The organism is Thiohalospira halophila DSM 15071, from assembly GCF_900112605.1.
Taxonomy (GTDB): Bacteria; Pseudomonadota; Gammaproteobacteria; order Thiohalospirales; family Thiohalospiraceae; genus Thiohalospira; species Thiohalospira halophila.
Window position 1 is genome coordinate 89,962 of the sequence record NZ_FOMJ01000009.1, and the last position, 24,279, is coordinate 114,240.

Genomic DNA, 24,279 nt, shown 5'->3' on the forward strand with positions numbered 1-24,279 from the left:
CTCGTCGCCGCCTCCCCGTTCGCGGCCGAATTCCGTCCTGACCCCACTCTAGTACAGGGAGCCCCATGAACCGGCTCGAGCGCCGCGCCACCAGCGCCCTCGCCACCATCTACGCCCTGCGCATGCTGGGGCTGTTCCTGATCCTCCCGGTCTTCGCCCTCTACGCCGAGGGGCTGGCGGGGACGACGCCGGTCCTGGTGGGCGTGGCCATCGGGATCTACGGCCTCACCCAGGCGGCGCTGCAGATCCCCTTCGGCATGGTCTCCGACCACATCGGCCGCAAGCCGGTGATCCTCTTCGGCCTGGCGCTCTTCGCCGCCGGCTCCGGGGTCGCCGCCGAGGCGGAGACCATCCACGGCGTCATCGCCGGCCGGGCGCTGCAGGGGGCGGGCGCCATCGCCGCCGCCGTGCTGGCGCTGGCCGCCGACCTCACCCGGGAGGAGAGCCGCCTGCGCGCCATGGCGATCATCGGGATCACCATCGGCGTCGCCTTCTCCGCCTCCCTGGTGCTGGGGCCGCTGCTGGACCGCTGGATGGGGGTGCCGGGGCTGTTCTGGCTCACCGCCGTGCTGGGCGTGGCCGGCATGGGGGTGGTGATCTTCGGCGTCCCGACCGAGAGGGGCCACCGCGTCCACCGCGACGCCGAGGCGGTGCCGGGGCAGTTCGCCCGCGTCCTGCGCGACCCGGAGCTGCTGCGGCTCGACGCCGGGATCTTCCTCCTTCACCTGGGGCTGACGGCCACCTTCGTCGCCCTGCCCCTGGTCCTGCGCGACCAGCTCGAGCTGGCGCCGGTCCACCACGGCTGGCTCTACCTGCCGGTGATGGTCGTCGCCTTCGTGGCCATGGTCCCCTTCATTATTGTCGCCGAGAAGCATCGGCGCATGCGGGGCGTCTTCCTGGGCGCCATCGCCGCCGTGGCGCTGGCCGCCGCCGGCCTGGGGCTGGCCGGGCAGGCGGGCACCCTGGCCGGGGTGGCGATGGCCCTGCTGGTCTACTTCACCGCCTTCAACCTGCTGGAGGCGAGCCTGCCCTCGCTCATCGCCAAGGCGGCCCCGGCCGGTGCCAAGGGCACCGCCATGGGGGTCTACTCCAGCGCCCAGTTCCTGGGCGCCTTCACCGGCGGCGTCGCCGGCGGCTGGGCCCACGGCGTCGCCGGTGCGGAGGGGGTCTTCGGCCTCATCAGCGGGGCCGCCGCCCTGTGGTGGCTCATCGCCCGGGGCATGGCGCCGCCGCGCTACCTCTCCAGCCACGTGGTCGCCGTCCCCGCCGATGCCGACCCGGCGATCCTGACCCCGCGCCTGGCCGCCGTGGCCGGCGTGGTCGAGGTGGAGGTGGTCCCCGAGGAGGAGGCCGCCTACCTCAAGGTGGAGCTGGACCGCCTGGACCGCGAGGGCCTGGAGGCCGCGGCCACGGCCGCCCCCTGAGGCACCGTTTTCGACCCCCGGCCGAGTCGGTATAGTGGAACATTCGGCGTGGGAGGGAGCCCGCGCCCGTGCGGCGAACTACCCGAAGGAGAGAACAATGGCATCACGTGGCGTGAACAAGGTCATCCTCATCGGCAACCTCGGCGCCGACCCGGAGGTCCGCTACACCCAGAACGGCTCCGCCGTCGCCAACCTGCGGCTGGCCACCTCCGAGCAGTGGCGCGACAAGCAGACCGGGGAGAACCAGGAGCGCACCGAGTGGCACCGGGTGGCCATGTTCGGCCGCCTCGGGGAGATCGCCGGGGAGTACCTGAAGAAGGGCTCCAAGGTCTACATCGAGGGCAAGCTCCAGACCCGCAAGTGGCAGGCCCAGGACGGCTCCGACCGCTACACCACCGAGGTGGTCGCCAACGAGATGCAGATGCTCGACAGCCGCGGCGGTGGCGGCGGCGACTTCGGCGGCGGCCAGCAGCAGGGCGGCTTCCAGGGCGGCCAGGGCCAGCAGCAGGGGGGCGGCGCGCCCCAGGGCCAGCCGGCCCCCCAGGGCGGCGGCGGCGCCTTCGACGACATGGACGACGATATCCCGTTCTAGGAGGGTCCGTTAGTCCGCGCAGAAAAAGGCCCGCTCACGATGAGCGGGCCTTTTTGCGTTGGGGCCCCGGTCGCCGAAGCCACCGGGACGGGCAGGGCTACCGGGCGTAGACCTGCTGCAGGCGCTGGTTGAAGGGCTCCGCCTCCATGAAGCCCACCACCCGCTGGCGGCTCTTCTCGTCGCCCTCGCGATCGAAGAAGAGGATGGCCGGCGGGCCGATGAGGTCGAACTCCCGCAGCAGCGCCTTGTCCTCGGCGGTGTTGTCGGTGACGTCCGCCTGGAGCAGGAGGACGTTGTTCTCCGCCAGGGTGCTCTGCACCTCGGAGTCCGAGAAGGTGTACTTCTCGAACTCCTTGCAGGAGACGCACCAGTCGGCATAGAAGTCGAACATCACCGGCCGGTCATTGGCCGCCGCCTGCTCCACGGCGCTGTTGAGCTCCTCCACGGTGCCCACGCGGCGGAACTCCAGGTGCTCCTCCTCGGCCGAACCGCCGCCCCCGGCGACGCTCACCGTCTGCAGCGGCCGCAGGGGGTCGCTGCCGCCGGTGGCGGCGCCGGCGAGCATGAAGACGCCGTAGATCAGCAGGACCAGGCCCAGCCCCTTCCAGAACCGGCGCCAGCCGGAGACGCCCTCGGCCAGGGCATCCAGCGCCCCCATGTAGACGGCGGAGACCATGAACAGGATCGCCCACAGGCCCAGGGTGACCTGACCGGGGAGGACCCGCTCCAGCATCCAGATGGCCACCGCCAGCAGGAGGATGCCGAAGACGCCCTTCACGGCGTCCATCCACGGCCCGGCCTTGGGCATGAGCTTGCCAGCGCCGGTGCCGATGGCGACCAGCGGGGCGCCCATGCCCAGGGAGAGGGCGAACAGCGCCAGGCCGCCCAGCACGGCATCACCGGTCTGGCCGATGTAGATGAGCGCCCCCATGAGCGGCGCCGCCACGCAGGGGCCGACGATGAGCGCCGAGAGGAAGCCCATGATGCCCACGCCGGTAAGCGTCCCGCCCTCCTGGCGGTTGCTCACCTCGGAGAGCTTGCCCTGGACGCTGGAGGGCAGCTGCAGGTCGTAGAAGCCGAACATGGACAGCGCCAGCAGCACGAAGATAGTGGCGAAGGTCCCCAGGATCCACGGATTCTGGAAGGCGGCCTGCAGATTCTCGCCAAAGAGGCCGGCGATGACCCCGGCGGCGGTGTAGGTCAACGCCATGGCGAGGACGTAGACCACCGACATGGTGAAGGCGCGCTTGGTGGTGATGTTCTCGCCCTGCCCCGCGATGATGCTCGAGAGGATCGGGATCATGGGGAAGACGCAGGGGGTGAAGGCGAGCAGCAGCCCCAGGCCGAAGAAGGTCAGGACGGTGAGCCAGACGCTCTGGTTGGCCAGGGAGTCGGCCAGCTGGTTCTGCTCGGAGACGGTGCCCGTGGAGGCCGCCTCGCTATCGCCGGCGGCCTGCGCCGCCTCGGCGCCGCCACCGGCCCCGACCTCCGGCAGATCCACCTCCAGCGGCTGCTCGTGGGGCGGATAGCAGACCCCGCGCGGGTCGTTGCAGCCCTGGCTGTGCAGCGTGAAGGCGACGGTCTTCGCCCCTTCCCCGCTGCGCTCCACCGGCACCGTCGCGCTGAAGGAGCCGGAGTAGGTCTTCACCTCGCCGAAGAACTCGTCCTGCTTGACCTTGGGCTCCGGCAGGTCGAGGCCCCCGAAGGAGACCCCGTCGGTGGTGCTCTCCAGCTCGAACTTGTCCTGATAGAGGTAGTAGTCGGGGTGGACCTCCCAGTTGAGCCGGATGGTCTGCCCGTCCACGGCCTCCGCCTCCACGGCGAAGGCGTCATCGGGGTCCAGGAGGTTCTGGGCGGCGGCGGGCGCGGCCGTGAGCAGCGCCGCCAGCGCGAGCATCAGCATTCGTATCATTGTGGTGACTCCGTCGACTCATCCATCCACTGCAGGTAACCGGCGAGGCCGGCTGCGATTTCGACCGCAATGACTTCCGGGAGTTCGTAGGGGTGGAGTTCCACCAGGGTCGCCTCCAGCGCCTCCCAGGCCTTGCCGGTGGTCTTGATGACCAGCAGGACCTCCGGGTCGGTCTCCACCTTCCCCTCCCAGGCGAAGACCGAGGTGAGCCCCGGGACGATGTTCACGCAGGCCGCCAGCCGGCGATCCACCACGGCGGCGGCCAGCTCCCGGGCGGTGGCCTCGTCGGGGCAGGTACACAGGGCGATACGATAGTCTCCGGCCATGGGGCTCCTCCGTCGATGTTCCCGGGCCAACTTACGTGCCGTGAGCGGCCGGCGGCAAGCGCCGCCCTTGAAACCGCCCCCGGCCGCCCTCATGGTCGGGAGTTCAACCCCAGAGAGGTACACCATGCCACCGCTTCTCATCCTGCTCGCCCTCTTCGTGGGCGCACCCCTGGTGGAGCTCTACATCCTGATCAAGGTGGGCGAGGTCATCGGCGCCGGGATCACGGTGCTCGCGGTCATCGGCACCGCGGTACTGGGCGCCTGGCTCATCCGTGCCCAGGGCCTCTCCACCCAGACCCGGCTGCGCCAGCGCCTGGCCATGGGCGAGATGCCGGCCATGGAGGTGCTGGAAGGGGCCGCCCTGCTGGTGGCCGGCATGGTCCTGCTCACCCCCGGCTTCGTCACCGATACCCTCGGCTTCCTCCTGCTGATCCCGCCGCTGCGCCGCGCCCTCATCCGGGCGGCCGCCCGCCGGGCGGTGGTCGTTCGCGGCGGCGACCCCAACGGCGGACCGGGAGGCGGGCCGCGCACCTTCGAGGGCCAGGCCTGGCCGGACGAGGACGACGAGCCCCGTTTCCCCCGGCGCTAGTTGCCTGAAATGGAAGCGCAACCCCGAGCGACGGGGCTTGACGGCGGCCATTGCATCGCTATTATTGGCACTCGATTTCATTGAGTGCTAACAGCAGCCGACCGCCGCGGTTGGCACTCCGATTCACCCAGCGTGTGAAAACCCGTTAAGGAGAGAACCCCATGAAGATTCGTCCGTTGCACGACCGCGTCGTCATCCGCCGCGAAGAGGAAGAAGAGCAGACCGCCGGCGGCATCGTCCTGCCCGACACCGCCGCCGAGAAGCCCCAGCAGGGCGCGGTGGTCGCCGTGGGCGACGGCAAGCCGCTGGACAGTGGCGAAAAGCGCGCCCTCGCCGTGAAGGAGGGCGACCGGGTCCTCTTCGGCAAGTATGCCGGCAGCGAGGTCAAGGTGGGTGACGAGACCCTGATGGTGATGCGCGAGGACGACCTCATGGCGGTCCTCGAGGGCTAAGAGCCCCGCACCACCCCGTTTACCCGACTCAATCAGTTAACGAACCGTTACGAAGGAAATCAGACAATGGCAGCGAAAGATGTGATCTTCGGTGAAGACGCCCGCCACCAGATGGTGGACGGCGTTAATGTCCTGGCCAACGCCGTGCGCGTGACCCTCGGCCCGCGTGGCCGCAACGTGGTCATCGAGAAGAGCTTCGGCGCCCCCTCCTCCACCAAGGACGGGGTCTCCGTGGCCAAGGAGATCGAGCTCAAGGACAAGTTCCAGAACATGGGCGCCCAGTTGGTCAAGGAGGTCTCCTCCCAGACCGCCGACGAGGCCGGTGACGGCACGACCACCGCCACCATCCTCACGCAGGGCCTCATGCGCGAAGGCATGAAGGCGGTGGCCGCCGGCATGAACCCCATGGACCTCAAGCGCGGCATCGACAAAGCGGTCACCGCCGCCGTCGACGAGCTGCGCAAGCTCTCCAAGGAGTGCAAGGATCGCAAGTCCATCACCCAGGTGGGGACCATCTCCGCCAACTCCGACGAGAACGTCGGCGAGATCATCGCCGAGGCCATGGAGCGGGTGACCACCGACGGTGTCATCACCGTGGAAGAGGGCTCCGGCCTGGATAACGAGCTGGACGTGGTCGAGGGCATGCAGTTCGACCGCGGCTACCTCTCCCCCTACTTCGTCACCGACAGCCAGAACATGACGGCTGACCTGGAGGACCCCTACATCCTCCTGTGTGACAAGAAGATCTCCAATATCCGGGACCTGCTGCCCATCCTCGAGGGCGTCGCCAAGCAGTCCAAGCCGCTGCTGCTGGTCGCCGAGGATGTCGAGGGCGAGGCGCTGGCCACCCTGGTGGTCAACACCATGCGCGGCATCGTGAAGGTCGCCGCTGTGAAGGCCCCGGGCTTCGGTGACCGTCGCAAGCAGATGCTGCAGGACGTCGCCATCCTCACCGGCGGCCAGGTGATCTCCGAGGAGGTCGGCCTGACCCTCGAGAAGACCACCATCGAGCAGCTCGGTCGCGCCAAGAAGGTCACCATCACCAAGGATGACACCACCATCGTCGACGGCGCCGGCAACAAGGCCGAGATCGACGAGCGCGCCGAGCAGATCCGCAAGCAGATGGAGGATGCCACCTCCGACTACGACAAGGAGAAGCTCCAGGAGCGGATGGCCAAGCTCAAGGGCGGTGTCGGCGTCATCAAGGTCGGCGCGGCCACCGAGGTCGAGATGAAGGAGAAGAAGGACCGCGTCGACGACGCCCTGCACGCCACCCGTGCGGCCGTCGAAGAGGGCGTGGTCCCCGGCGGCGGCGTGGCCCTGCTGCGTGCCCGCCTCGGCATCGCCGACCTCAAGGGCGACAACCACGACCAGGACACCGGCGTGAACCTCGTCCGTCGCGCCATGGAGGAGCCGCTGCGCCAGATCGTCTACAACGCCGGCGGCGAGCCCTCCGTGGTCGTCAACCGGGTGGCCGAGGGCTCCGGCAACGAGGGCTACAACGCCGCCACCGGCGACTACGGCGACATGGTGGAGCTGGGCATCCTGGATCCGACCAAGGTGACCCGCACCGCCCTGCAGAACGCCGCGTCCATCGCCGGCGTGCTCATCACCACCGAGGCCATGATCGCCGAGCACCCGGAGGAGAACTCCGGCGGCGGTGATGCCGGCGGTGACATGGGCGGCATGGGCGGCATGGGTGGCATGGGCGGTATGGGCATGATGTAACGCCCACCCCCGGCTCCCGAGCCGTGCCGGGGCCCCGCGCCCCGGCCTGAGAGAGGCCCCCGTTCTCCGGAGCGGGGGCCTCTTTCGTTTCTCCTGTCGCGTTGCGCCGCCCCGCCGGGCTGGTAGGCTGGTCCCATGACCGCCGAAACCCTGCCTCCCGCCGATCCACCCCGACCCGCCACCGACCACGAGCCGGAGGCCGTTACCCGCCTGCGTCGCGAGGCCCTCTCCGCCCTGGAGGAGGCCGCGCCCGAGGCGCTGGGGCGCCTGCGCGCCGATCCGGAACTCACCGCCGACCTGGAGCGGGTCGCGCCGGCCAGCGAGTTCGTGGTCCGGGCGCTCACGGCGCGCCCGGATCTACTGGGCGAGCTGGTGGACAGTGGCGACCTGGGCCGCGCCTACGACGAGGGCGAGTACGCCCGGCGCGTGGAGCAGGCCCTGGCGGAGGCGGCCGACGACAATGCCCTGGGGGTGGCCCTGCGCCGTCTGCGCCGACGGGAGATGGTCCGGATCATCTGGCGCGACCTGGCCGGGCGGGCGGAGCTGGACGCCACCACCCTGGACCTCTCGGCCTTCGCCGAGGCCTGTATCGACGGCGCCCTGGCCCACCTGGAGACCTGGCAGCGCGCGGAGATGGGCACACCCATGGGGGCGTACAGCGGCACCATCCAGCGACTGGTGGTCCTGGGCATGGGCAAGCTCGGCGCCGGGGAACTCAACGTCTCCTCGGACATCGACCTCATCTTCGCCTTCCCCGAGGCGGGGGAGACGGCCGGGGCGACGCGGAGCGTGGACAACGAGCGCTACTTCACCCGCCTGGGCCAGCGCCTCATCCAGGCCCTGGACGCCACCACCGCCGAGGGCCGGGTCTTCCGCGTGGACATGCGGCTGCGCCCCTTCGGCGAGGCCGGCGCCCTGGTGGCCAGCTTCGACGCCCTAGAGACCTACTACCAGCTCCACGGCCGGGAGTGGGAGCGCTACGCCCTCATCAAGGCGCGGGTAGTGGGTGGCGATCGCACCGCCGGCGCCGCCCTCATGGAGCAGCTGCGCCCCTTCGTCTACCGCCGCTACCTGGACTACGGCGCCTTCGAATCCATCCGGGACATGAAGGCGCTCATCAACCGCGAGGTCCGGCGCAAGGGACTGGAGGGCAACATCAAGCTCGGGGCCGGCGGGATCCGGGAGGTGGAATTCATCGCCCAGGCCTTCCAGCTCATCCGCGGCGGCCGCGACTCCGAGCTGCGCCGCCGGGACCTGCGCGGCGTCCTCCGGCTGCTGGCCGCCGACGACGTCCTCACCGACTACGCCGCCCGGGAGCTGGACGCCGCCTACGTCTTCCTGCGCCACCTGGAACACCGCCTCCAGGGCCGGGCAGACCGCCAGACCCACGAGCTGCCCACCGACGCCGACGAGCGGGCCCTGCTGGCCTGGGCGATGGGGGAGGCGGACTGGGAGGCCCTGGCCCACCGCATCAGTGACGAGCGCGACGGGGTCCGCGGCCACTTCGAGCAGGTCTTCGCCGCGCCCCAGACCGAGCACGCCGAGAGCGACCCCGGCGACCTGGCCCTGGTCTGGCAGGAGGGACTGGAGCCCGAGGAGACGGACGCCGCCCTGGCCGCCGCCGGCTTCGGTGATCCGGCCACCGCCCGCGAACGGCTCTCCGCCCTGCGGCGAGGCCACGCCTATCGCGGCCTATCCAATCGCGGCCGGGAGCGGCTGGACCACCTCATGCCGCTACTGCTGGGTGCAGTGGGGGGCCGCGATGCCCCTGGCCGGACCCTGGAGCGCGCCCTGGAACTGGTAGAGCGCATCGCCCGCCGCAGCGTCTACCTGGCGCTGCTGGTGGAGAACCCCATGGCGCTCTCCCAGCTGGTGAAGCTCTGCGAGGCCTCCCCCTGGATCGCCAAGCAGCTCGGCCAGCACCCGGTCCTCCTGGACGACCTCCTGGACCCGGCCACCCTCTACCGCCCGCCGGATCGCACCGAGCTGGAGCGCGATGCCGATCTGCGCCTGCGCCGGGTGGCCGACGACGACCTCGAGGCGCAGATGGACGCCCTGCGCGACTTCGCCCAGACCGCCATGCTGCGCGTGGCGGCCGCCGACGTCGCCGAGGCGGTCCCCCTGATGGTAGTGAGCGACCACCTCACCCATCTGGCCGAGGTCATCCTCGATCGCGTCCTCACCCTGGCCTGGTCCCACCTCACCGCCCGCCACGGCCGGCCGAGCTGCCGGCAGGATGGCGCGGTCTGCGATACCGGCTTCGCCATCATCGGCTACGGCAAGCTCGGCGGCTGGGAGCTGGGCTACGGCTCCGATCTCGACCTGGTCTTCCTCCACGACAGCGAGACCGAGGACGAGCCCACCGACGGCGAGCGCCCGGTGGCCAGCGCCGTCTTCTTCGCCCGGCTGGCCCAGCGCATCATCCACCTGCTGGGGGCCCAGACCGCCTCCGGCACCCTGTACGAGGTGGATGTCCGCCTGCGCCCCTCCGGCGCCGCCGGCCTGCTGGTCACCAACCTGGAGGGGTTCCGCCGCTACCAGGAGGGGAGCGCCTGGACCTGGGAGCACCAGGCCCTGGTCCGGGCGCGGCCGGTGGCCGGGGACCCCGCCGTCGCCGAGACCTTCGAGGCGACCCGGCGGGAGATCCTCACCCGGCCCCGGGATCCGGAGACGGTGCAGACCGAGGTCCGCGACATGCGCCGGCGCATGCGGGAGACCCACGCCAGCAGCGGGAGCGACCGGTTCGACCTCAAGCAGGACCCGGGCGGGATGGCGGATATCGAGTTCATGGTGCAGTATGGTGTGCTGGCTCACGCCCATGAGCACCCGGGGCTGGTGGACTTCACCGACAACATCCGCCTGCTGGAGCGCCTGGCCGAGGCCGGCTGCCTGGCGGCGGAGGAGGCGGACTCCCTGGCCGGCGCCTATCGCGCCTACCGCGCCCGTCGTCACCGGCTGACCCTCCAGGAGGCGCCCACCGTGGTCCCGGCCACGGAGTTCGTCGACGAGCGGCGAGCCGTCCTCGCCGCCTGGCAGCGGCTCATGGGCGAGACGCTGGAGACCGGCTGAGCCCCCGAAGCGACCCCGAACAACCGAGAACCGGCAAGGAGAACCCGACCCATGTCCATGGCCGATCGTGATGGCGTGATCTGGTACGACGGCGAGCTGGTGCCGTGGCGCGATGCCACCACCCACGTCCTCACCCACACCCTCCACTACGGCATGGGGGTCTTCGAGGGCGAGCGCGCCTACGCCGCCGACGGCGGTACGGCCATCTTCCGCCTGGCCGACCACACCGACCGGCTCTTCCGTTCCGCGCACATCATGGGCATGCCCATGCCCTACGATCGGGAGACCATCAACGAGGCCACCCGCCAGGCGGTGCGCGAGAACGGGCTGGAGAGCGCCTACATTCGCCCCATGGCCTTCTACGGCTCCGAGGGCATGGGGCTGCGCGCCACCAACCTCCAGGTCCACGTCATCATCGCCGCCTGGGGCTGGGGCGCCTACCTGGGCGAAGAGGGCATGGAGCGCGGGATCCGCGTGCGCACCTCCTCCCACAGCCGACACCACGTGAACTCCTCCATGTGCAAGGCCAAGGCCAACGGCAACTACATCAACTCCATGCTGGCCCTGCAGGAGGCGGTGAGCTGCGGTTACGACGAGGCCCTGCTGCTGGATACCGAGGGCTTCGTGGCCGAGGGCTCCGGCGAGAACCTCTTCGTGGTCCGCAACGGCGTGCTCTACACCCCGGAGCTCACCGCCGCCCTGGAGGGGATCACCCGGGAGACCATCGTCCACCTGGCGGAAGAGGCCGGGATCCCGGTGCGCGAGAAGCGCATGACCCGGGACGAGGTCTACGTCGCCGACGAGGCCTTCTTCACCGGTACCGCCGCCGAGGTGACCCCCGTCCGCGAGCTGGATGGCCGGACCATCGGCGCCGGTCGGCGCGGCCCCATCACCGAGCAGCTCCAGACCATGTACTTCGAGCTGGTCCACGGCCGGCGCGAGCCGCACCACGACTGGCTCGACCGGGTCTGAGGTGGCCGGCGGCGAGCGCGCCGTCTTCCTGGACCGGGACGGCGTCATCAACCGGGATACCGGCTACTGCTACCGGCCGGACCAGGTGGAATTCCTGCCGGGCACCCTGGAGACGGTCGCCCGGCTGGTGGGGCTCGGCTACCGGCCGGTGATCGTCACCAACCAGTCCGGCATCGCCCGGGGCTACTACACCGAGGCCGACTTCCACGCCCTCATGGACTGGATGGGGCAGCAGATGGCCGCGGCCGGCGCCGCCCCGGCGGGGGTCTACTACTGCCCCCACCACCCCGACGAGGACGGCCCCCACGGCGGCCCCTGCGACTGCCGCAAGCCGCTGCCGGGGATGATCCGCCAGGCCGCCGCCGAGCTGGACCTGGACCCGGCGGCCTCCCTGCTCATCGGCGATAGCGAGCGCGATGTCGAGGCGGGACGCGCCGCCGGGGTGGGGCTCAACGTCCTGCTGGCCGACCCGCCCCCGGCGGAGACCGACGCCGATGCCGTCCTGCCCGACCTCACCGACCCCGAACGCCTGCTGGCGCTGCTGTAGCAGCGACCAGCCGCTTTTGGGTACCATGCCGCCAACCCGGATCCGGAGAGCAAGCCCATGCAAGGCCCCAAGGAGATGACCCCCAACGCCGCCCAGCGCTACGAGGTCACCCACGACGACCTCCCGCTGCACTGCCCCATGGACGGTATGAGCCTGTGGAACTCGCACCCCCGCGTCTACCTCCCCATCGAGGAGACCGGCAAGGCGATGTGCCCCTACTGCGGCGCGGAATACATCCTCAAGGGCTGATCCCGGCCACCCCGAAGGCGCGCGCCGCCAGCTCCACCGGATGGACCACCCGGGCGGCCGGCCCGCCGGCGGCCAGGTGCAGCGCACAGCCGGGATTGGTGGTGGCCAGCCAGTCGGCATCGGCGGCGGCCGCCACCTTCGGCGCGCGCAGCTCGGCGGCCCACTCGGGATTCTCCAGGAACCAGGTCCCCGCCGCGCCACAGCACTGGTCGTTACCGGCCAGCTCCGCGACCTCCAGCCCCGGGATACGCTGTAACAGCGCCGCCGCGGCGCCCCCGTCGCGCAGGGCATTGCGGGCGGTGCAGGGCTGGTGCACCCGCACCCGGCCGGACAGGGCCCCCGGCTCGGCGGCCCACTCGGCATCCGCCAGGAAGCGGCTCGCCTCCACCACCTCCACGCCCTCGAAGAGGGCGTAGCGCTCCGGGTACTCCGCCAGGTGGGCGCCACAGCCCGTGGCCAGGTGGATCACCGTATCGGCCCCGGTGAAGGCCGCCGCATTCTCCGCCGCCAGCCGTTGCGGCTCGTCGGCCTCCCCGGCGTGGGCATGGAGCGCCCCGCAGCAGTTCTGCCCCGGCGGCACGTCGACGGCGTAGCCCAGGCGGTTGAGCAGGCCGACGGTCAGCGCCAGCCGGTGGGCATCGGTATGGCGGGCGATGCAGCCCAGGAAGAGGGCGACCCGCCCCCGCTCCTCCCCCTCGGCGGGGTAGTGGGCCTCCCAGCGCTGCCGGGGGGGCAGGGCGGGGAGCTCCGTCAGGGCGGTCTCCAGCCCCAGTCGCCGGGCCACGCCGGTCCGGCGCGCCAGGCCGGGCAGACCCAGCCGCTGGGCCCAGCGCAGCAGGCTCATCGCCCCGGCCAGACGGCGGGGATGGGCCAGCAGCCCGTCACGTCCCAGGCGGCCCAGCCGGCGATGGGCAGTCGGCTCCGCCGGGGCGGTCATGCGGCGGCCGGCGTCGAGGATCCGGCCGTAGGGGACATCCGCCGGGCAGACCCGCTCACAGGCCCGGCAGGCCAGGCAGTGGTCCAGGTGTGCCCGACCGCGGTCGGTGAGGTCGAGCTGCCCCTCCGCCAGCCCCTGGAGCAGGGCGATCCGCCCGCGCGGGGATTCGGCCTCGCTGCCGGTGAGCCGGTAGGTGGGGCAGTGGGGCAGACACAGGCCGCACTTCACGCACCGGTCGGCCATCTCCAGGGGGAACTCGGCTCGGGCTTCCTCGTCCAGGGGGAGTCGGGGCATTGCGTCTGTTCGTTCCTCGGGCAGGGAGAATTGGGAAGGGGGCGCCGGTTCATAGTACGCTATGACCCGTTTACCGTAGCACACCCGCCCACTCGCGGCCCCGGAGGAAACCATGTTCCGATCCAGTCTGCCGACCCTGGCCCTGTGCCTGGCGACGAGCCCCGTCGCGGCCCAGGACGAAGTCTTCCAGGGCACCCGGGATGCCGAGCCCCTGGAACGCGTGGAGGAGCCCTCCTGGTCGGCGGAGATCGAACTGGGCATGGTGGATACCAGCGGCAACACCAACACCAATACCACCAACGGTGGTGCCACGGTGGTCCACGAACGCGACTACTGGCGCCACCGGGGCGAGATCAGCGCCCTGCGCGCCCGGGAAGAGGGCGTGACCACCGCCGAGCGGTACACCGCCGCCGCCAAGTCCGACTACAAGTTCCGCCCGCGGGACTACGTCTTCGTCGCCCTGCGCTACGAGGACGACCGCTTCAACGGCTACGACTACCGCGCCTCCGAGGCGGTGGGCTACGGCCGCAAGGTCCTCGACAGCGACCGTTTCGAGCTGGATGCGGAGATCGGTGCCGGCGCCCGCCAGGAACGCGTCGAGGATGGCGAGCAGACCAACGAGAGCCTGGGCCGCCTGGCCGGGGATTTCCGCTGGCAGCTCTCGGAGACGGCCAAGTTCAGCCAGACCCTGCTCATGGAGGTGGACGGCGGCACCTATACCCGCTCGGTCACCGGTCTCTCCGCCCGCGTGGTCGAGAGCCTCTCCATGAAGCTCTCCCACGAGATCCGGCGCAACACCGATGTCCCGGCGGATACCAAGGACACCGACACCGTCACCTCCATCAACCTGGTCTATTCCCTCTGAATCATGAGCTACTACCGCCACCACCTCTTCTTCTGTACCAACAGCCGCGACGACGGCAAGCAGTGCTGCGCCAACGCCGATGCCGAGGCCATGCGCGCCTACGCCAAGGAGCAGTGCCGGGAGCGCGGCATCCACGGCCCCGACGGCGTGCGCGTGAACATCGCCGGCTGCCTGGGCCGTTGCAGCGAGGGGCCGGTAGTCGTGGTCTACCCCGAGGGCACCTGGTACACCTACATCGACCAGGAGGACATCGATGACATCATCGAGGGACACCTGGTGGGTGGTGTCCCCGTGGAACGCCTCAAGCTCGACCCATGACCGACGACATCGGGCGCGCCCACCTGCATGCCTTCCACCGCTACGACGGTCTGGAAGAGGCGCCGGCCTTCGGCCCCCGGCTGATGCTGGAGGGGCCGGCGGGGCCGCTGGAGGCCCTGGTGGACGCCCCCGACAACCCACTCCCCGGCGCGCCGGTGGCCGTGGTCTGCCACCCCCATCCCCGGTATGCGGGGACCATGCAGAACAAGGTCACCCACATGATCGCCACCGCCCTGGCCGATGCCGGGGTGGTGGCGGTGCGCTTCAACTTCCGCGGCGTGGGGCGCAGCGCCGGGCGCTACGACGGCGGCCGGGGCGAGGCGACGGACCTCGCCGCGGTGGCCGGCTGGGCCCGGGCGCGCCTGCCGGACGCCCCCCTGTGGCTGGCCGGCTTCTCCTTCGGCGCCTACGTGGTGATGCGCGCCCAGGCGGAGCTGGAGCCGGCGCGGCTGCTGCTGGTGGCCCCGCCGGTGGATCTCTTCGACTTCACCTCGGTGGCCGACCCGGTCGCCCCGCTCACGGTCATCCAGGGCGGGCGCGACGAGGTGGTCTCGCCGCCGGCGGTCTCCGAGTGGACCGCGGCGCTGCCCGGCAAGCCCCACTACCGCTGGATGGCCGACGCCGACCACTTCTTCCACGGCCGCATGAACCGGCTGCGGGAGGCCGTCCACCGGGAGGCCACGCATGCGATTCAGACTCAGTCTTGACAGACCCGGGGCTATATTAGAGAATCATTATCGAGGTCCGACGCATCGGACCTCGACTCCTCCATCCTCCTTTGGTGGTTTCGCGCGGCCTTCGGGTCGCGCGATTTTTTTTGTGCCCTGCAGGGGTCGGGTCTCGAATTTTCAACTTAACCCCCGCGGCCGCTTTCGTCGGCGAGACCGGGGGTGCGCGACTCAGTAGATCGGGGGCTCGCCCTTGGGGCGCGTGCGATAACGGGCGTGGAGCCAGAGGTACTGGTCCGGCGTGCGGCGGACCTCTTCCTCGATGGCGGCGTTGATGCGCGTGGCATCCTCCACGTCGTCGCCGGTGGGGAAGTCCTCCAGGGCCGGGGCCAGGCGCAGGTGCCAGCAGTTGCCCGGGCGGCGCTCCGAGTAGAGGGGGACCACGGGGGCCCCGGATGTCCTGGCGATCCGGCCGGTCATGGGCACGGTCGCCGCCAACGTCCCCATGAAGGGGGCGAAGACGGAGCGCTTGCGGCCGAAGTCCTGGTCCGGGGCGTACCAGACCACGCCCCCCCGCTTGAAGGCGCGCAGCATGGCCCGCATGTCGCGGCTCTCCGGCAGGCCGGCGAAGAGCTTCTTGCGCTGGTTGACCATGACCCGGTCGAAGACGGGATTGGTCGCCGCCTTGTAGGTGGGATAGAGGTCGGGGACGTGGCGCCGCAGGAGCCGGCCGCTGATCTCCAGGGTGGTGTAGTGGCCGCCCAGCAGGAGGATCCCCTTGCCCTGCGCCCGGGCGGCCTCCAGGTGCTCCAGCCCCTCGATGGTGTAGCGCCGCGCCAGCCGCCGCTCCGAGGCCCACCAGGAGAGCGCCCCCTCCACGCCGCCACGCAGACCGGCGCGGAAGGCGCCGCGCTCCAGCCGGCGGCGCTCCGCCTCCGGCTTCTCCGGGAAGGCGGTGGCGAGGTTCACGCGCACGACATGGCGCCGTCCGGGCATGAGCGCCCAGCCCAGGGTCCCAAGGCCATCCGCCACGGCGCCCAGGACGGGAATGGGCACGAAGGCCATGAGCCGCAGCAGCCCCAGCCCGACCCAGGTGGGCCAGAAGCGCGGGTGGGCCGGGTGGCTCTCGGCGCGGCGGCGGTTGCGCTCCTTGCGCCGCTGCTTGCGGCGTTTCTTGCGGTCCTCGGCACTCATCGCGGCAGCAGGGCCGTTACGGCCTTGAAGCGCTCATGGCCGGCATCGCGCAGCCACTCGAACAGGATGGATTCGGTCACGGTCACCCCCACGCCGGCGTGGGCCAACCGGGCGAGGGCGCGCTCGTGGTTGGCCGGGTCCCGGGAGCAGACGGCATCGGCGGCGACGAAGACGGTCCGACCGGTGGCGGCCAGCTCCAGGGCGGTCTGGGTGATGCAGACGTGGGTCTCCATGCCGGCCAGGATGATCTGCTCCGAATCGCCCAGGGCCGCCTCGAAGCCGTCGGCGCGGCAGCAGGAGAAGCCGGTCTTGTCCACGGTGGGCGCCTCGGCCAGCAGCTCCGCCAGTTCCGGCTCCGTCTCCCCCAGGCCGCGCGGATACTGGCGGGTGACCAGCCGCGGGATCGCCAGCTCGGCGGCGGCCCGGGCCAGGGCGCCGGCGTGGTCGAGGACCCGGCGGCGCTCACTCTCGGCCATGGCGGCGGCCAGGCGCGCCTGGATATCGACGAAGACGAGGCGGCTGGTGGCGACGTTGCAGAGCTCGGCGGTCATGGCGGAACCTCCGACCTAGTAGCGCGGGGTGGCGGGATCGACGGCCTGCGACCAGCGATCGATCCCGCCGGTGAGGTTGATCACGTCGGCAAAGCCCTGGTGTTCCAGGAAGTAGGCGGCCTGGAGGCTGCGCACGCCGTGGTGGCAGAGGACCACCAGCGGCTCGGCCGGATCCAGCTCCTCCGCCGCCCGGCTCGGCAGCTCCCCCAGGGGGATGAGCGTGGAGTTCGGCAGGTGCGCGACCTCGTACTCCCAGGGCTCGCGCACATCCAGGATGCGCGGGGCCTCGCCGGCCTCCAGCCACGCCTTGAATTCGGCGGGTTCGACCTGGCGCATGGGGCGCTTCAGAACTGGAAGCGGTCGGGCTGCGGCGCGTTGAGCAGCGCCGGCAGGCTGGTCTCGAAGAGCCGCTCGGTGAGGTAGTTCTCCGCGTCCAGCCGGGTGATGACCTCGGCCTCCATGACGGGGTCCTCGCCCTCGATGACGAACAGCCGCCCGCCCTCGGTGAGCTCCTCGCGGAAGGCCTCGGGGAGCAGCGGCAGGGAGCCGGTGACCACGATGAGGTCGTAGGGGGCGTGACGCGGCCAACCCGTGGCGGCGTCGCCCACCTCCAGGGTAACGTTGGTGATGTCGTGATCCGCCAGCCGGCGATCGGCCTCGATCTTGAACTCGGGGATGTACTCCACCGAATGAACGTGGGCGGCGCGCTGCGCCAGCAGAGCGGTCAACCACCCGCTGCCGGTGCCCACCTCCAGCACCCGCTCGTCGGGCTGGATCTCCAGCGCCTGGAGGATGCGCGCCTCGACCTTGGGCGCCATCATCACCTGGTCGCGGCCCAGCGGGATCTGGAGGTCGCTGTAGGCCAGGTTGCGATAGGCCTCCGGCACGAACTCGTCCCGCGGCATCTTCTCCAGAAGCCCGAGCACATCGGGATCCAGGACCTCCCAGGTCCGGATCTGCTGCTCGACCATGTTGTGGCGGGCCTGGACGAAATTGAGTTCGGTCATCGCGAGCCCCTCGCGCGGATAAGGGTGGAAGAACGGCCGCAACGGTACTGTTTTTCCGGCATTCGGGCAAGTATCCGGGGCCCGTTCGGGGTTTCCCCCCGGCGCTCCTGTGCTACCCTCCGGGAGATCACCAGCTGGGGGTGCCCCGCCAAAAGACGGGGCTGAGAGAGACCCTTGGAACCTGAACCGGGAGGGGCCGATGCCATTCGGACCTCGACCGGCGGAGGGAAGCTGGCCCCGCCCCGGCGGGGCGTGCCTTCTTCAGTTCGACCTCTCCCCCGGCGCTCCGTGAAACACGACCAGGAGTCGCCATGAGTACCCCGAATACCGCCACCGAATCCGTCGTCGACGCCACCCGTCAGCTCTCCGAGGACGTGACGCGCCCCCTGCCCGGCTCCCGCAAGATCTGGGTGACCGGCTCCCGGCCCGACATCCGGGTGGGCATGCGCGAGGTGGAGCAGTCGCCGACCCAGACCTCCAGCGGCCTGCAGGCCAACCCGCCGCTGCCGGTCTACGACACCTCCGGCCCCTACACCGATCCGGAGGCGGAGATCGACCTCACCCGCGGCCTGCACGCCCTGCGGGACGGCTGGATCCTCGAGCGCGACGACACCGAGGAGCTGGCCGATCTGACCTCCGAGTACGGCCGCGCCCGGCGCGACGACCCGGAGCTGGCGAGCCTGCGCTTCGCCCACATCCGCACCCCGCGCCGCGCCAGGGCCGGCCGCAACGTCAGCCAGATGCACTACGCCCGCCAGGGCATCGTCACCCCGGAGATGGAGTACATCGCCATCCGGGAGGATGCCCGCCTGGCCGAGATGCGGGCCGATCCGCGCTACGCCGACATCCTCAAGCGCCACCCCGGCCACGGCTTCGGCGCCAACCTCCCCGAAGAGGTGACGCCGGAGTTCGTCCGCGACGAGGTGGCCGCCGGCCGCGCCATCATCCCGGCCAACATCAACCACCCCGAGCTGGAGCCGATGATCATCGGCCGCAACTTCCGCACCAAGGTGAACACCAACATCGGCAACTCCGCGGTGACCTCGTCGGTGGCCGAGGAGGTGGAGAAGATGGCCTGGTCGGCGCGCTGGGGCGGCGACACCCTCATGGATCTGTCCACCGGCAAGAACATCCACGAGACCCGGGAGTGGATCCTGCGCAACGCCCCCATGCCCATCGGCACCGTGCCCATCTACCAGGCGCTGGAGAAGGTGGACGGCAAGCCGGAGGATCTGACCTGGGAGCTGTTCCGGGACACCCTCATCGAGCAGGCCGAGCAGGGGGTGGACTACTTCACCATCCACGCCGGGGTGCTGCTGCGCTACGTGCCCATGACCGCCGAGCGGGTCACCGGGATCGTCTCCCGGGGCGGCTCCATCCTCGCCAAGTGGTGCCTGGCCCACCACCAGGAGAACTTCCTCTACACCCACTTCCGCGAGATCTGCGAGATCATGGCGGCCTACGACGTCTCCTTCTCCCTGGGCGACGGCCTGCGCCCCGGCTCCATCGCCGACGCCAACGACCCCGCCCAGTTCGCCGAGCTGCAGACCCTGGGGGAGCTGACGAAGATCGCCTGGGAGTACGACGTCCAGACCATGATCGAGGGCCCCGGCCACGTGCCGCTGCACATGGTGAAGGAGAACGTGGACAAGGAGCTGGCCGACTGCTTCGAGGCCCCCTTCTACACCCTGGGGCCGCTGGTCACCGACATCGCCCCGGGCTACGACCACATCACCTCCGGGATCGGCGCAGCCAACATCGGCTGGTACGGCACCGCCATGCTCTGCTACGTCACCCCCAAGGAGCACCTGGGGCTGCCGGACAAGCAGGACGTGCGGGACGGGATCATCACCTACAAGATCTCGGCCCACGCCTCGGACCTGGCCAAGGGCCACCCCGGCGCCCAGCTGCGGGACAACGCCCTGTCCAAGTCTCGCTTCGAGTTCCGCTGGGAGGACCAGTTCAACCTCGGGCTGGATCCGGAGAAGGCGCGGGAGTTCCACGACGCCACCCTGCCCAAGGAGGGCCACAAGGTCGCCCACTTCTGCTCCATGTGCGGGCCCAACTTCTGCTCCATGAAGATCACCCAGGACGTGCGCGAGTACGCCGAGGCCCAAGGCATCGACGCCAACGAGGCGCTGAAGCAGGGCATGGAGGAGAAGGCGGTGGAATTCCGGGAGATGGGGGCGGAGATCTACCGGGAGCAGTAGCTCCGGCCTGCAATCGACAGGGAGGCGCATTCGCCCTGCTGCCCGGACTGTGGTACAGTAGCGGCGTTTGTCGAGGATCGCCCCCGCATTCTATCCCGCCGGGCGATCGACGTACCTGCCGCGTTTGTCCGCGTCTCCGGTACCTGCAAACCGGTCGCGGATGGTCTTCTGCCAGGACTTCCCGAACCTGAATCCTTCGGCGGCGCCCCCTTTTCGGGGAGCGCCGCCTCCTGGCAGATGACAGTAACGTGGAGCATCCATGAATTTTACCGATTTCGATTTCGGCGACGCCATCCAGCGCGCCATTACCGATCAGGGCTACACCGAGCCCACCCCCATCCAGGCCGAGGCCATTCCCCAGGCCCTGGAGGGTCGTGACATCCTCGCCAGTGCCGAGACCGGCACCGGCAAGACCGCCGCCTTCACCATGCCGCTGCTGCAGCGCCTGGCCAACGCCCAGAGCGCCGGGGGCAGCCGCCGCCCGCGCGCCCTGGTGCTGGTCCCCACCCGTGAGCTGGCCGCCCAGGTGGCCGAGAGCGTGCGCACCTACGGTCGCCACCTGAAGCTGCGCTCCGTGGAGATCGCCGGCGGCGCCGCCATGGGCCCGCAGATGAAGGCCCTGCGCGAGGGCGTGGACGTCATCGTCGCCACCCCGGGCCGGCTGGAGGACCACCTCCAGCGCGGCACCACCGACCTGGGCGGCGTCGAGACGCTGGTCCTGGACGAGGCCGACCGCATGCTGGACATGGGCTTCCTGCCCGCCATCGAGCGCGTCATCGCCAAGCTCCCCAAGGAGCGTCAGACCCTGCTCTTCTCCGCCACCTTCGCGGGCAAGATCCGCAAGCTGGCCAACGGCCTGCTGAACAACCCAGTGGAGATCGACGTCGCTCGCTCCAACGCGGCCGCCGCCTCCGTCACCCAGAGCGCCTACCACGTGGACTCCGGCCGTCGCCGGGAGCTGCTCAGCCACCTCTTCGGTGAGCACGACATGGAGCAGGTCCTGGTCTTCGCCCGGACCAAGCGCGGCGCCGACCGCCTGGCCGAGCAGCTGGACAAGGACGGCATCGCCTCCACCTCCATCCACGGCGACAAGAGCCAGGGTCAGCGCAACAAGGCGCTGGACCGGTTCCGCAAGCGCCGGATCCGCTGCCTCGTGGCCACCGACGTGGCCTCCCGCGGCATCGACATCGACGAGCTCCCCCACGTGGTGAACTTCGACCTGCCGGACAACCCCGAGGACTACGTCCACCGCATCGGCCGTACCGGCCGCGGCGGCTCCGAGGGGGCGGCCATCTCCCTGGTCTGCGCCGACCAGCGCGAGCAGTTCGGCGCCATCGAGCGCCTGCTGGGCGGCAGCATCCCGGCCGAGACCGTCACCGGCTTCGAGCCCACCGAGAAGGCCCCGGCCCCGCGTCGCTCCAAGGGCAACGGCCGCGGCCGCGGCGGCAACGGCCGCGGTAATGGTGGTGGCGGCCAGGGTCGCGGTAACGGCGGCGGCCCCCGTCAGCGCCAGGGCGGCCCCCGCCGGGACAACAACCGGGCGTAAGTAACCGCCCGGCCGGCGCTACGGCGCCGGTGAGCAATGGGAGGGGCCCGTTCCGCGGGCCGCTCCCCCAACCCGGGATCGCAGTGCGGTCCCGGGTTTTTTTATGCTTCCTTATTCACTGGCTCGAGATCTGACCGCTTCTTCACGAAAGAAGCGCTGTGTAGCTGTCATCCGAATGAACGCTCCTTCGATTTCCTATTTTTGGGTTTCATCGTTATTTTCCGGCAGGAAGAGCACCGGCTCGCCCACCTGATCTAAGTATTCGATACTCGATGCCGACTCCCGTATCTGCTGTCTAGCTGCTTCCTTAGAATCGGCATCTTTAGTTTCTTCCTCTTCCTCACCTTGTGCTTGCTCGGAAACCCTAAGCTCAATATTGAAACCACGATCGATCCTATTCGCAATCTTGTTCAGTGAGTGCCGCACTTCAGTTGCAACCTCGTTTCTTCTAGAGGAATCAAGATGGTCACCAAACTTTTCCATGAGCTCGTTCGCAAGCTCATCTAATTTTGGACTCACAATCGATGCGGCATGCTCTTCAATTCCAGCAAGCTTATCTTCAGGAACCTCGTTTGAAACTAGCTCTTTCTTGAGCTTTTTAATCTCCAACAGCTGTTTATATAGAGCCACTATTCTCTCGACTGCAATTGCGATCGATGCACCGATTTCAGGTATATAATCGAGAAAAACGGATAGTTCACTGGACGATATTTGACGAATTTCTAACGGCTCACGCTGCCCCGTGGCAAGCTCAGAAAAAACCAGGAGAGATTTTTCGATCTCAATTAACTCTAGACCAAACCCTTTTAAATTATCCTTAACATATGAGCGCGGGATCACAATCCCCACTTCGCACTCATTTATTTCCAATTTATCTTCGCCAACACCAAAGTACTCAAGCCCACCCACCAACGCTGACAATTGAGTTTCAGTGCCACTCAAGTCCTCGTGGAGGTCTTTCATTTCCTCCAGCGCAGTTTGCGGAGTAATTTGGTTTCGCTCAAAGATAGACCTTACTCTTGCCTCGAGCTTTTTACCAAACTCCCCTGAGACACCTAGCTCCTCCATCGCATCGCGCCACGCAGGGCTAAAACCATCAACCGGCGACCCTTCCAATCTGTTGTAAAGATTTGTTAAATGATTAGATAGTTGTTGCTGGTGGTTTGGTTGCTGGGGTTGATTGATTTGATTCTGCAGCGCCTGCACAGCCTGATTTATAAGCGATACTGATTCAACGCGCGCCATTTCTTTCTTAAGCGCTTTGGCAATAATGTGTAGTTTTGTCGTATTCATGATCTAGCTCTAAGCCCCCGAAAATCTAACCGTAGTTCGGAGCCGCTCACTGGCGCGTCGGCTCCTAGCGCTTGTTAAAGCGTTTTTCCGTCCACCTACTAACCAAGACTTCTTTGTTTGAAAATACAAAGAAGTCCTCTTCCTTCAAACCACGAAACCGAACCGCGGTGTGCGACCCCCACCCCAGTCGAAAAACTACTGCACCTTTGAGAAAAAGGAGCTCATCTGCTGCAGGATTACTTTCATCTTGGGGGTCTCTGTCACTTTCGCTCACGGTTAGACGCACAAACGCTGCCGAATTCCTCAAAGAGCGACCTTCACTTTCTCAATACGAACGCCACTCGCTTGCATCGTCATCTGGGAAAGAAAGCTGAGCGCGCCAGAAAGCACCAGTGGTAAAACAATAACAAAAACTGATCATTCTCCATTTGACCAGCCTCTTCCCTTTTACTTTTCGGATCGCCGGACACTAACTGTCGGGTCCCGGGTGATTCCGTGGCTTTCGATGAAATAGATCGGGCCGCTCGGCGTACCAGCTTTTCATCGCCTGAATGGGCGGCTGGTGGTCCAGGGCCTTCTGCGGTAGGTGGTGATTGTACAGATGCACGTACCGCTTGAGCGTCTGCTCCAGACTGGCCCGGCTGTCGAAGTGGTGCGTCGCCAGGACCTCGCTAATGCGGCCGTTGAAACGCTCCACCATGCCGTTGGTCTGCGGCGTTTTCGGCCGGGTCAGCCGGTGCTCGATGCCCAGGGCCTCGCAGAGCTGGTCGAACTCGTGGTCACCGGAGGCGCCCTTGGCTCGCACCCCGAACAGCCGGTCGGTGAACTCCTTGCCGTTGTCGGTGAGCAGGGTCCGGATACGGACCGGGCAGGCCTTGTGCAGCTTGCGCAGGAAGCGCCGGGCCGTCGAGGCGCTCTTGTCAGCGCAGATGTCCACAAACACCCAGCGAGTGGCCCGGTCGATGGCGACAAACAGATACCGCCGCCGGTCCTCGTCAGCCATCTGCGGGAGGTACTTCACGTCGACATGCAGATAGCCCGGGTCGTAGGCCTGGAAGGGCTTGGACGGCCGCCGCGGCTTCGCCTCGGTGGGCATGGTCGAGATCCCGTGGCGTTTGAGCAGCCGATGGACCGCCGAGCGGGAGGCGTTCTCGTTGAGGAACTCCCGGGTGACGGCGAGCATGTCCTCCAGGGACAGCCACAGCGTCCGGCGCAGGGCCACCACCACCGCCTCCTGCTCCGGCGTCAGGGTCGTACGCAGCCGGTGGGCCGTATGCGAGCCGTCTTCGGTGGTCTCTCGTTTGCGCCAGCGGCGGATGGTGTCCTCGGAGACCCCGAACTCCCGGGCCAGCTCCCGGACCGGCTTGTCCGAGGCCTGGATGGCCGCCCGACGGGCCGGCGTGGTGGTCGCGTTCTTGTGCAACCGGATGTCCATCAGGCCCGTCTCCGTAGCTGGTCCAGGAAGTCCCGCATCACGGCGCGACTGGTGAACAGTGCCCGGCGCCGGCGGTCAATGCAATCGTCGGGGACATGACA

Annotated in this window: 23 protein-coding genes; 14 read left to right on the plus strand and 9 right to left on the minus strand. The window is 68.8% G+C overall.

All coding sequences use genetic code 11. The features are described from left to right. Window positions 1-65: 65 nt before the first annotated feature. Together BM272_RS11815 and ssb are read left to right on the plus strand one after the other, a co-directional pair. Window positions 66-1,424 carry an MFS transporter gene (locus tag BM272_RS11815; RefSeq protein ID WP_093428998.1) on the plus strand — a complete coding sequence of 453 codons (1,359 nt, stop codon included), beginning with the start codon at window positions 66-68 and terminating at the stop codon, window positions 1,422-1,424. A 97-nt stretch (window positions 1,425-1,521) separates the two neighbouring features. Continuing rightward, window positions 1,522-2,016: a single-stranded DNA-binding protein gene (ssb, locus tag BM272_RS11820; protein WP_093428999.1), complete on the plus strand. Its 495-nt coding sequence runs from the start codon at window positions 1,522-1,524 to the stop codon at window positions 2,014-2,016. Between the two features lie 97 nt (window positions 2,017-2,113). Here ssb and dsbD read toward each other — a convergent pair whose 3' ends face one another. Continuing rightward, window positions 2,114-3,928: a protein-disulfide reductase DsbD gene (gene dsbD, locus BM272_RS11825; protein WP_093429000.1), complete on the minus strand. Its 1,815-nt coding sequence runs from the start codon at window positions 3,926-3,928 to the stop codon at window positions 2,114-2,116. Next, window positions 3,925-4,254, minus strand: a complete 330-nt coding sequence (cutA, locus tag BM272_RS11830) for a divalent-cation tolerance protein CutA (RefSeq protein ID WP_093429001.1) — start codon at window positions 4,252-4,254, stop codon at window positions 3,925-3,927. Before cutA ends, dsbD begins: the two co-directional genes overlap by 4 nt. Before the next feature lie 124 nt (window positions 4,255-4,378). Between cutA and BM272_RS11835 the strand changes: the two genes are divergently transcribed. The 7 genes from BM272_RS11835 (at window position 4,379) to BM272_RS11865 (ending at window position 11,860) form a co-directional block, all read left to right on the plus strand. Next, window positions 4,379-4,843: an FxsA family protein gene (locus BM272_RS11835; RefSeq protein WP_093429002.1), complete on the plus strand. Its 465-nt coding sequence runs from the start codon at window positions 4,379-4,381 to the stop codon at window positions 4,841-4,843. 161 nt (window positions 4,844-5,004) lie between these two features. Then, window positions 5,005-5,295, plus strand: a complete 291-nt coding sequence (gene groES / locus BM272_RS11840; RefSeq protein ID WP_093429003.1) for a co-chaperone GroES — start codon at window positions 5,005-5,007, stop codon at window positions 5,293-5,295. A gap of 66 nt (window positions 5,296-5,361) precedes the next feature. After that, entirely contained in the window at window positions 5,362-7,023 is a 1,662-nt protein-coding gene (groL, locus tag BM272_RS11845; RefSeq protein WP_093429004.1) for a chaperonin GroEL, read from the plus strand. Between the two features lie 135 nt (window positions 7,024-7,158). Then, window positions 7,159-10,092 carry a bifunctional [glutamate--ammonia ligase]-adenylyl-L-tyrosine phosphorylase/[glutamate--ammonia-ligase] adenylyltransferase gene (gene glnE, locus BM272_RS11850; protein WP_093429005.1) on the plus strand — a complete coding sequence of 978 codons (2,934 nt, stop codon included), beginning with the start codon at window positions 7,159-7,161 and terminating at the stop codon, window positions 10,090-10,092. 51 nt (window positions 10,093-10,143) lie between these two features. Continuing rightward, on the plus strand, window positions 10,144-11,064 hold the full coding sequence (locus tag BM272_RS11855) for a branched-chain amino acid transaminase (protein ID WP_093429006.1): 921 nt from the start codon (window positions 10,144-10,146) through the stop codon (window positions 11,062-11,064). Window position 11,065: 1 nt separating this feature from the next. After that, window positions 11,066-11,611 (plus strand): D-glycero-beta-D-manno-heptose 1,7-bisphosphate 7-phosphatase, encoded by a 546-nt coding sequence (gene gmhB, locus BM272_RS11860; protein WP_093429007.1) that lies wholly within the window; start codon window positions 11,066-11,068, stop codon window positions 11,609-11,611. Window positions 11,612-11,668: 57 nt separating this feature from the next. Next, the gene (locus BM272_RS11865; protein WP_093429008.1) at window positions 11,669-11,860 is read left to right on the plus strand and encodes a zinc-finger domain-containing protein; all 192 of its coding nucleotides are present in this window, start codon (window positions 11,669-11,671) and stop codon (window positions 11,858-11,860) included. Here the strand turns inward: BM272_RS11865 and BM272_RS11870 are convergent. Beyond that, window positions 11,850-13,091, minus strand: coding sequence for a (Fe-S)-binding protein (locus tag BM272_RS11870; RefSeq protein WP_159433088.1), 1,242 nt, complete (start codon window positions 13,089-13,091; stop codon window positions 11,850-11,852). The two genes, BM272_RS11865 and BM272_RS11870, sit on opposite strands and share 11 nt — an antisense overlap. A gap of 112 nt (window positions 13,092-13,203) precedes the next feature. On the opposite strand from BM272_RS11870, the gene BM272_RS11875 reads away from it, so the two are divergent. The 3 genes from BM272_RS11875 to BM272_RS11885 are packed head-to-tail and all read left to right on the plus strand — an operon-like array spanning window position 13,204 to window position 14,981. Beyond that, window positions 13,204-13,956 carry a DUF481 domain-containing protein gene (locus tag BM272_RS11875; protein WP_093429010.1) on the plus strand — a complete coding sequence of 251 codons (753 nt, stop codon included), beginning with the start codon at window positions 13,204-13,206 and terminating at the stop codon, window positions 13,954-13,956. A gap of 3 nt (window positions 13,957-13,959) precedes the next feature. Further along, on the plus strand, window positions 13,960-14,274 hold the full coding sequence (locus BM272_RS11880) for a (2Fe-2S) ferredoxin domain-containing protein (RefSeq protein ID WP_205407807.1): 315 nt from the start codon (window positions 13,960-13,962) through the stop codon (window positions 14,272-14,274). Further along, window positions 14,271-14,981 carry an alpha/beta hydrolase gene (locus tag BM272_RS11885; RefSeq protein ID WP_093429012.1) on the plus strand — a complete coding sequence of 237 codons (711 nt, stop codon included), beginning with the start codon at window positions 14,271-14,273 and terminating at the stop codon, window positions 14,979-14,981. Before BM272_RS11880 ends, BM272_RS11885 begins: the two co-directional genes overlap by 4 nt. 192 nt (window positions 14,982-15,173) lie before the next feature. On the opposite strand, the gene BM272_RS11890 is transcribed toward BM272_RS11885, so the two are convergent. The 4 genes from BM272_RS11890 to BM272_RS11905 are packed head-to-tail and all read right to left on the minus strand — an operon-like array spanning window position 15,174 to window position 17,694. Further along, entirely contained in the window at window positions 15,174-16,136 is a 963-nt protein-coding gene (locus BM272_RS11890) for an LpxL/LpxP family acyltransferase (protein WP_093429013.1), read from the minus strand. Further along, window positions 16,133-16,687 carry an isochorismatase family protein gene (locus BM272_RS11895; protein WP_093429014.1) on the minus strand — a complete coding sequence of 185 codons (555 nt, stop codon included), beginning with the start codon at window positions 16,685-16,687 and terminating at the stop codon, window positions 16,133-16,135. The genes BM272_RS11890 and BM272_RS11895 overlap by 4 nt, the downstream gene beginning before the upstream one ends. A 15-nt stretch (window positions 16,688-16,702) precedes the next feature. After that, entirely contained in the window at window positions 16,703-17,023 is a 321-nt protein-coding gene (locus tag BM272_RS11900; RefSeq protein WP_093429015.1) for a rhodanese-like domain-containing protein, read from the minus strand. 8 nt (window positions 17,024-17,031) lie between these two features. Next, window positions 17,032-17,694 (minus strand): protein-L-isoaspartate O-methyltransferase family protein, encoded by a 663-nt coding sequence (locus BM272_RS11905; protein ID WP_093429016.1) that lies wholly within the window; start codon window positions 17,692-17,694, stop codon window positions 17,032-17,034. A 311-nt stretch (window positions 17,695-18,005) separates the two neighbouring features. Between BM272_RS11905 and thiC the strand changes: the two genes are divergently transcribed. Together thiC and BM272_RS11915 are read left to right on the plus strand one after the other, a co-directional pair. Next, complete coding sequence (gene thiC, locus BM272_RS11910) at window positions 18,006-19,904, plus strand: phosphomethylpyrimidine synthase ThiC (RefSeq protein WP_093429017.1); 1,899 nt, start codon at window positions 18,006-18,008, stop codon at window positions 19,902-19,904. 259 nt (window positions 19,905-20,163) lie between these two features. Then, complete coding sequence (locus BM272_RS11915; protein ID WP_093429018.1) at window positions 20,164-21,450, plus strand: DEAD/DEAH box helicase; 1,287 nt, start codon at window positions 20,164-20,166, stop codon at window positions 21,448-21,450. Window positions 21,451-21,645: 195 nt separating this feature from the next. On the opposite strand, the gene BM272_RS13620 is transcribed toward BM272_RS11915, so the two are convergent. Then, entirely contained in the window at window positions 21,646-22,743 is a 1,098-nt protein-coding gene (locus BM272_RS13620; protein ID WP_143613264.1) for a hypothetical protein, read from the minus strand. Window positions 22,744-23,212: 469 nt separating this feature from the next. After that, window positions 23,213-24,178, minus strand: a complete 966-nt coding sequence (locus tag BM272_RS11920; RefSeq protein WP_093429019.1) for an IS481 family transposase — start codon at window positions 24,176-24,178, stop codon at window positions 23,213-23,215. Between the last annotated feature and the right edge of the window lie 101 nt (window positions 24,179-24,279).

Excerpts from the sequence above, each read along its gene's own strand:
- BM272_RS11815 (WP_093428998.1), top strand. The coding sequence starts at position 66 with ATGAACCGGCTCGAGCGCCGCGCCACCAGCGCCCTCGCCACCATCTAC.
- ssb (WP_093428999.1), top strand. The coding sequence starts at position 1,522 with ATGGCATCACGTGGCGTGAACAAGGTCATCCTCATCGGCAACCTCGGC.
- dsbD (WP_093429000.1), bottom strand. The coding sequence starts at position 3,928 with ATGATACGAATGCTGATGCTCGCGCTGGCGGCGCTGCTCACGGCCGCG.
- cutA (WP_093429001.1), bottom strand. The coding sequence starts at position 4,254 with ATGGCCGGAGACTATCGTATCGCCCTGTGTACCTGCCCCGACGAGGCC.
- BM272_RS11835 (WP_093429002.1), top strand. The coding sequence starts at position 4,379 with ATGCCACCGCTTCTCATCCTGCTCGCCCTCTTCGTGGGCGCACCCCTG.
- groES (WP_093429003.1), top strand. The coding sequence starts at position 5,005 with ATGAAGATTCGTCCGTTGCACGACCGCGTCGTCATCCGCCGCGAAGAG.
- groL (WP_093429004.1), top strand. The coding sequence starts at position 5,362 with ATGGCAGCGAAAGATGTGATCTTCGGTGAAGACGCCCGCCACCAGATG.
- glnE (WP_093429005.1), top strand. The coding sequence starts at position 7,159 with ATGACCGCCGAAACCCTGCCTCCCGCCGATCCACCCCGACCCGCCACC.
- BM272_RS11855 (WP_093429006.1), top strand. The coding sequence starts at position 10,144 with ATGTCCATGGCCGATCGTGATGGCGTGATCTGGTACGACGGCGAGCTG.
- BM272_RS11865 (WP_093429008.1), top strand. The coding sequence starts at position 11,669 with ATGCAAGGCCCCAAGGAGATGACCCCCAACGCCGCCCAGCGCTACGAG.
- BM272_RS11870 (WP_159433088.1), bottom strand. The coding sequence starts at position 13,091 with ATGCCCCGACTCCCCCTGGACGAGGAAGCCCGAGCCGAGTTCCCCCTG.
- BM272_RS11875 (WP_093429010.1), top strand. The coding sequence starts at position 13,204 with ATGTTCCGATCCAGTCTGCCGACCCTGGCCCTGTGCCTGGCGACGAGC.
- BM272_RS11880 (WP_205407807.1), top strand. The coding sequence starts at position 13,960 with ATGAGCTACTACCGCCACCACCTCTTCTTCTGTACCAACAGCCGCGAC.
- BM272_RS11885 (WP_093429012.1), top strand. The coding sequence starts at position 14,271 with ATGACCGACGACATCGGGCGCGCCCACCTGCATGCCTTCCACCGCTAC.
- BM272_RS11890 (WP_093429013.1), bottom strand. The coding sequence starts at position 16,136 with ATGAGTGCCGAGGACCGCAAGAAACGCCGCAAGCAGCGGCGCAAGGAG.
- BM272_RS11895 (WP_093429014.1), bottom strand. The coding sequence starts at position 16,687 with ATGACCGCCGAGCTCTGCAACGTCGCCACCAGCCGCCTCGTCTTCGTC.
- BM272_RS11900 (WP_093429015.1), bottom strand. The coding sequence starts at position 17,023 with ATGCGCCAGGTCGAACCCGCCGAATTCAAGGCGTGGCTGGAGGCCGGC.
- BM272_RS11905 (WP_093429016.1), bottom strand. The coding sequence starts at position 17,694 with ATGACCGAACTCAATTTCGTCCAGGCCCGCCACAACATGGTCGAGCAG.
- thiC (WP_093429017.1), top strand. The coding sequence starts at position 18,006 with ATGAGTACCCCGAATACCGCCACCGAATCCGTCGTCGACGCCACCCGT.
- BM272_RS11915 (WP_093429018.1), top strand. The coding sequence starts at position 20,164 with ATGAATTTTACCGATTTCGATTTCGGCGACGCCATCCAGCGCGCCATT.
- BM272_RS13620 (WP_143613264.1), bottom strand. The coding sequence starts at position 22,743 with ATGAATACGACAAAACTACACATTATTGCCAAAGCGCTTAAGAAAGAA.
- BM272_RS11920 (WP_093429019.1), bottom strand. The coding sequence starts at position 24,178 with ATGGACATCCGGTTGCACAAGAACGCGACCACCACGCCGGCCCGTCGG.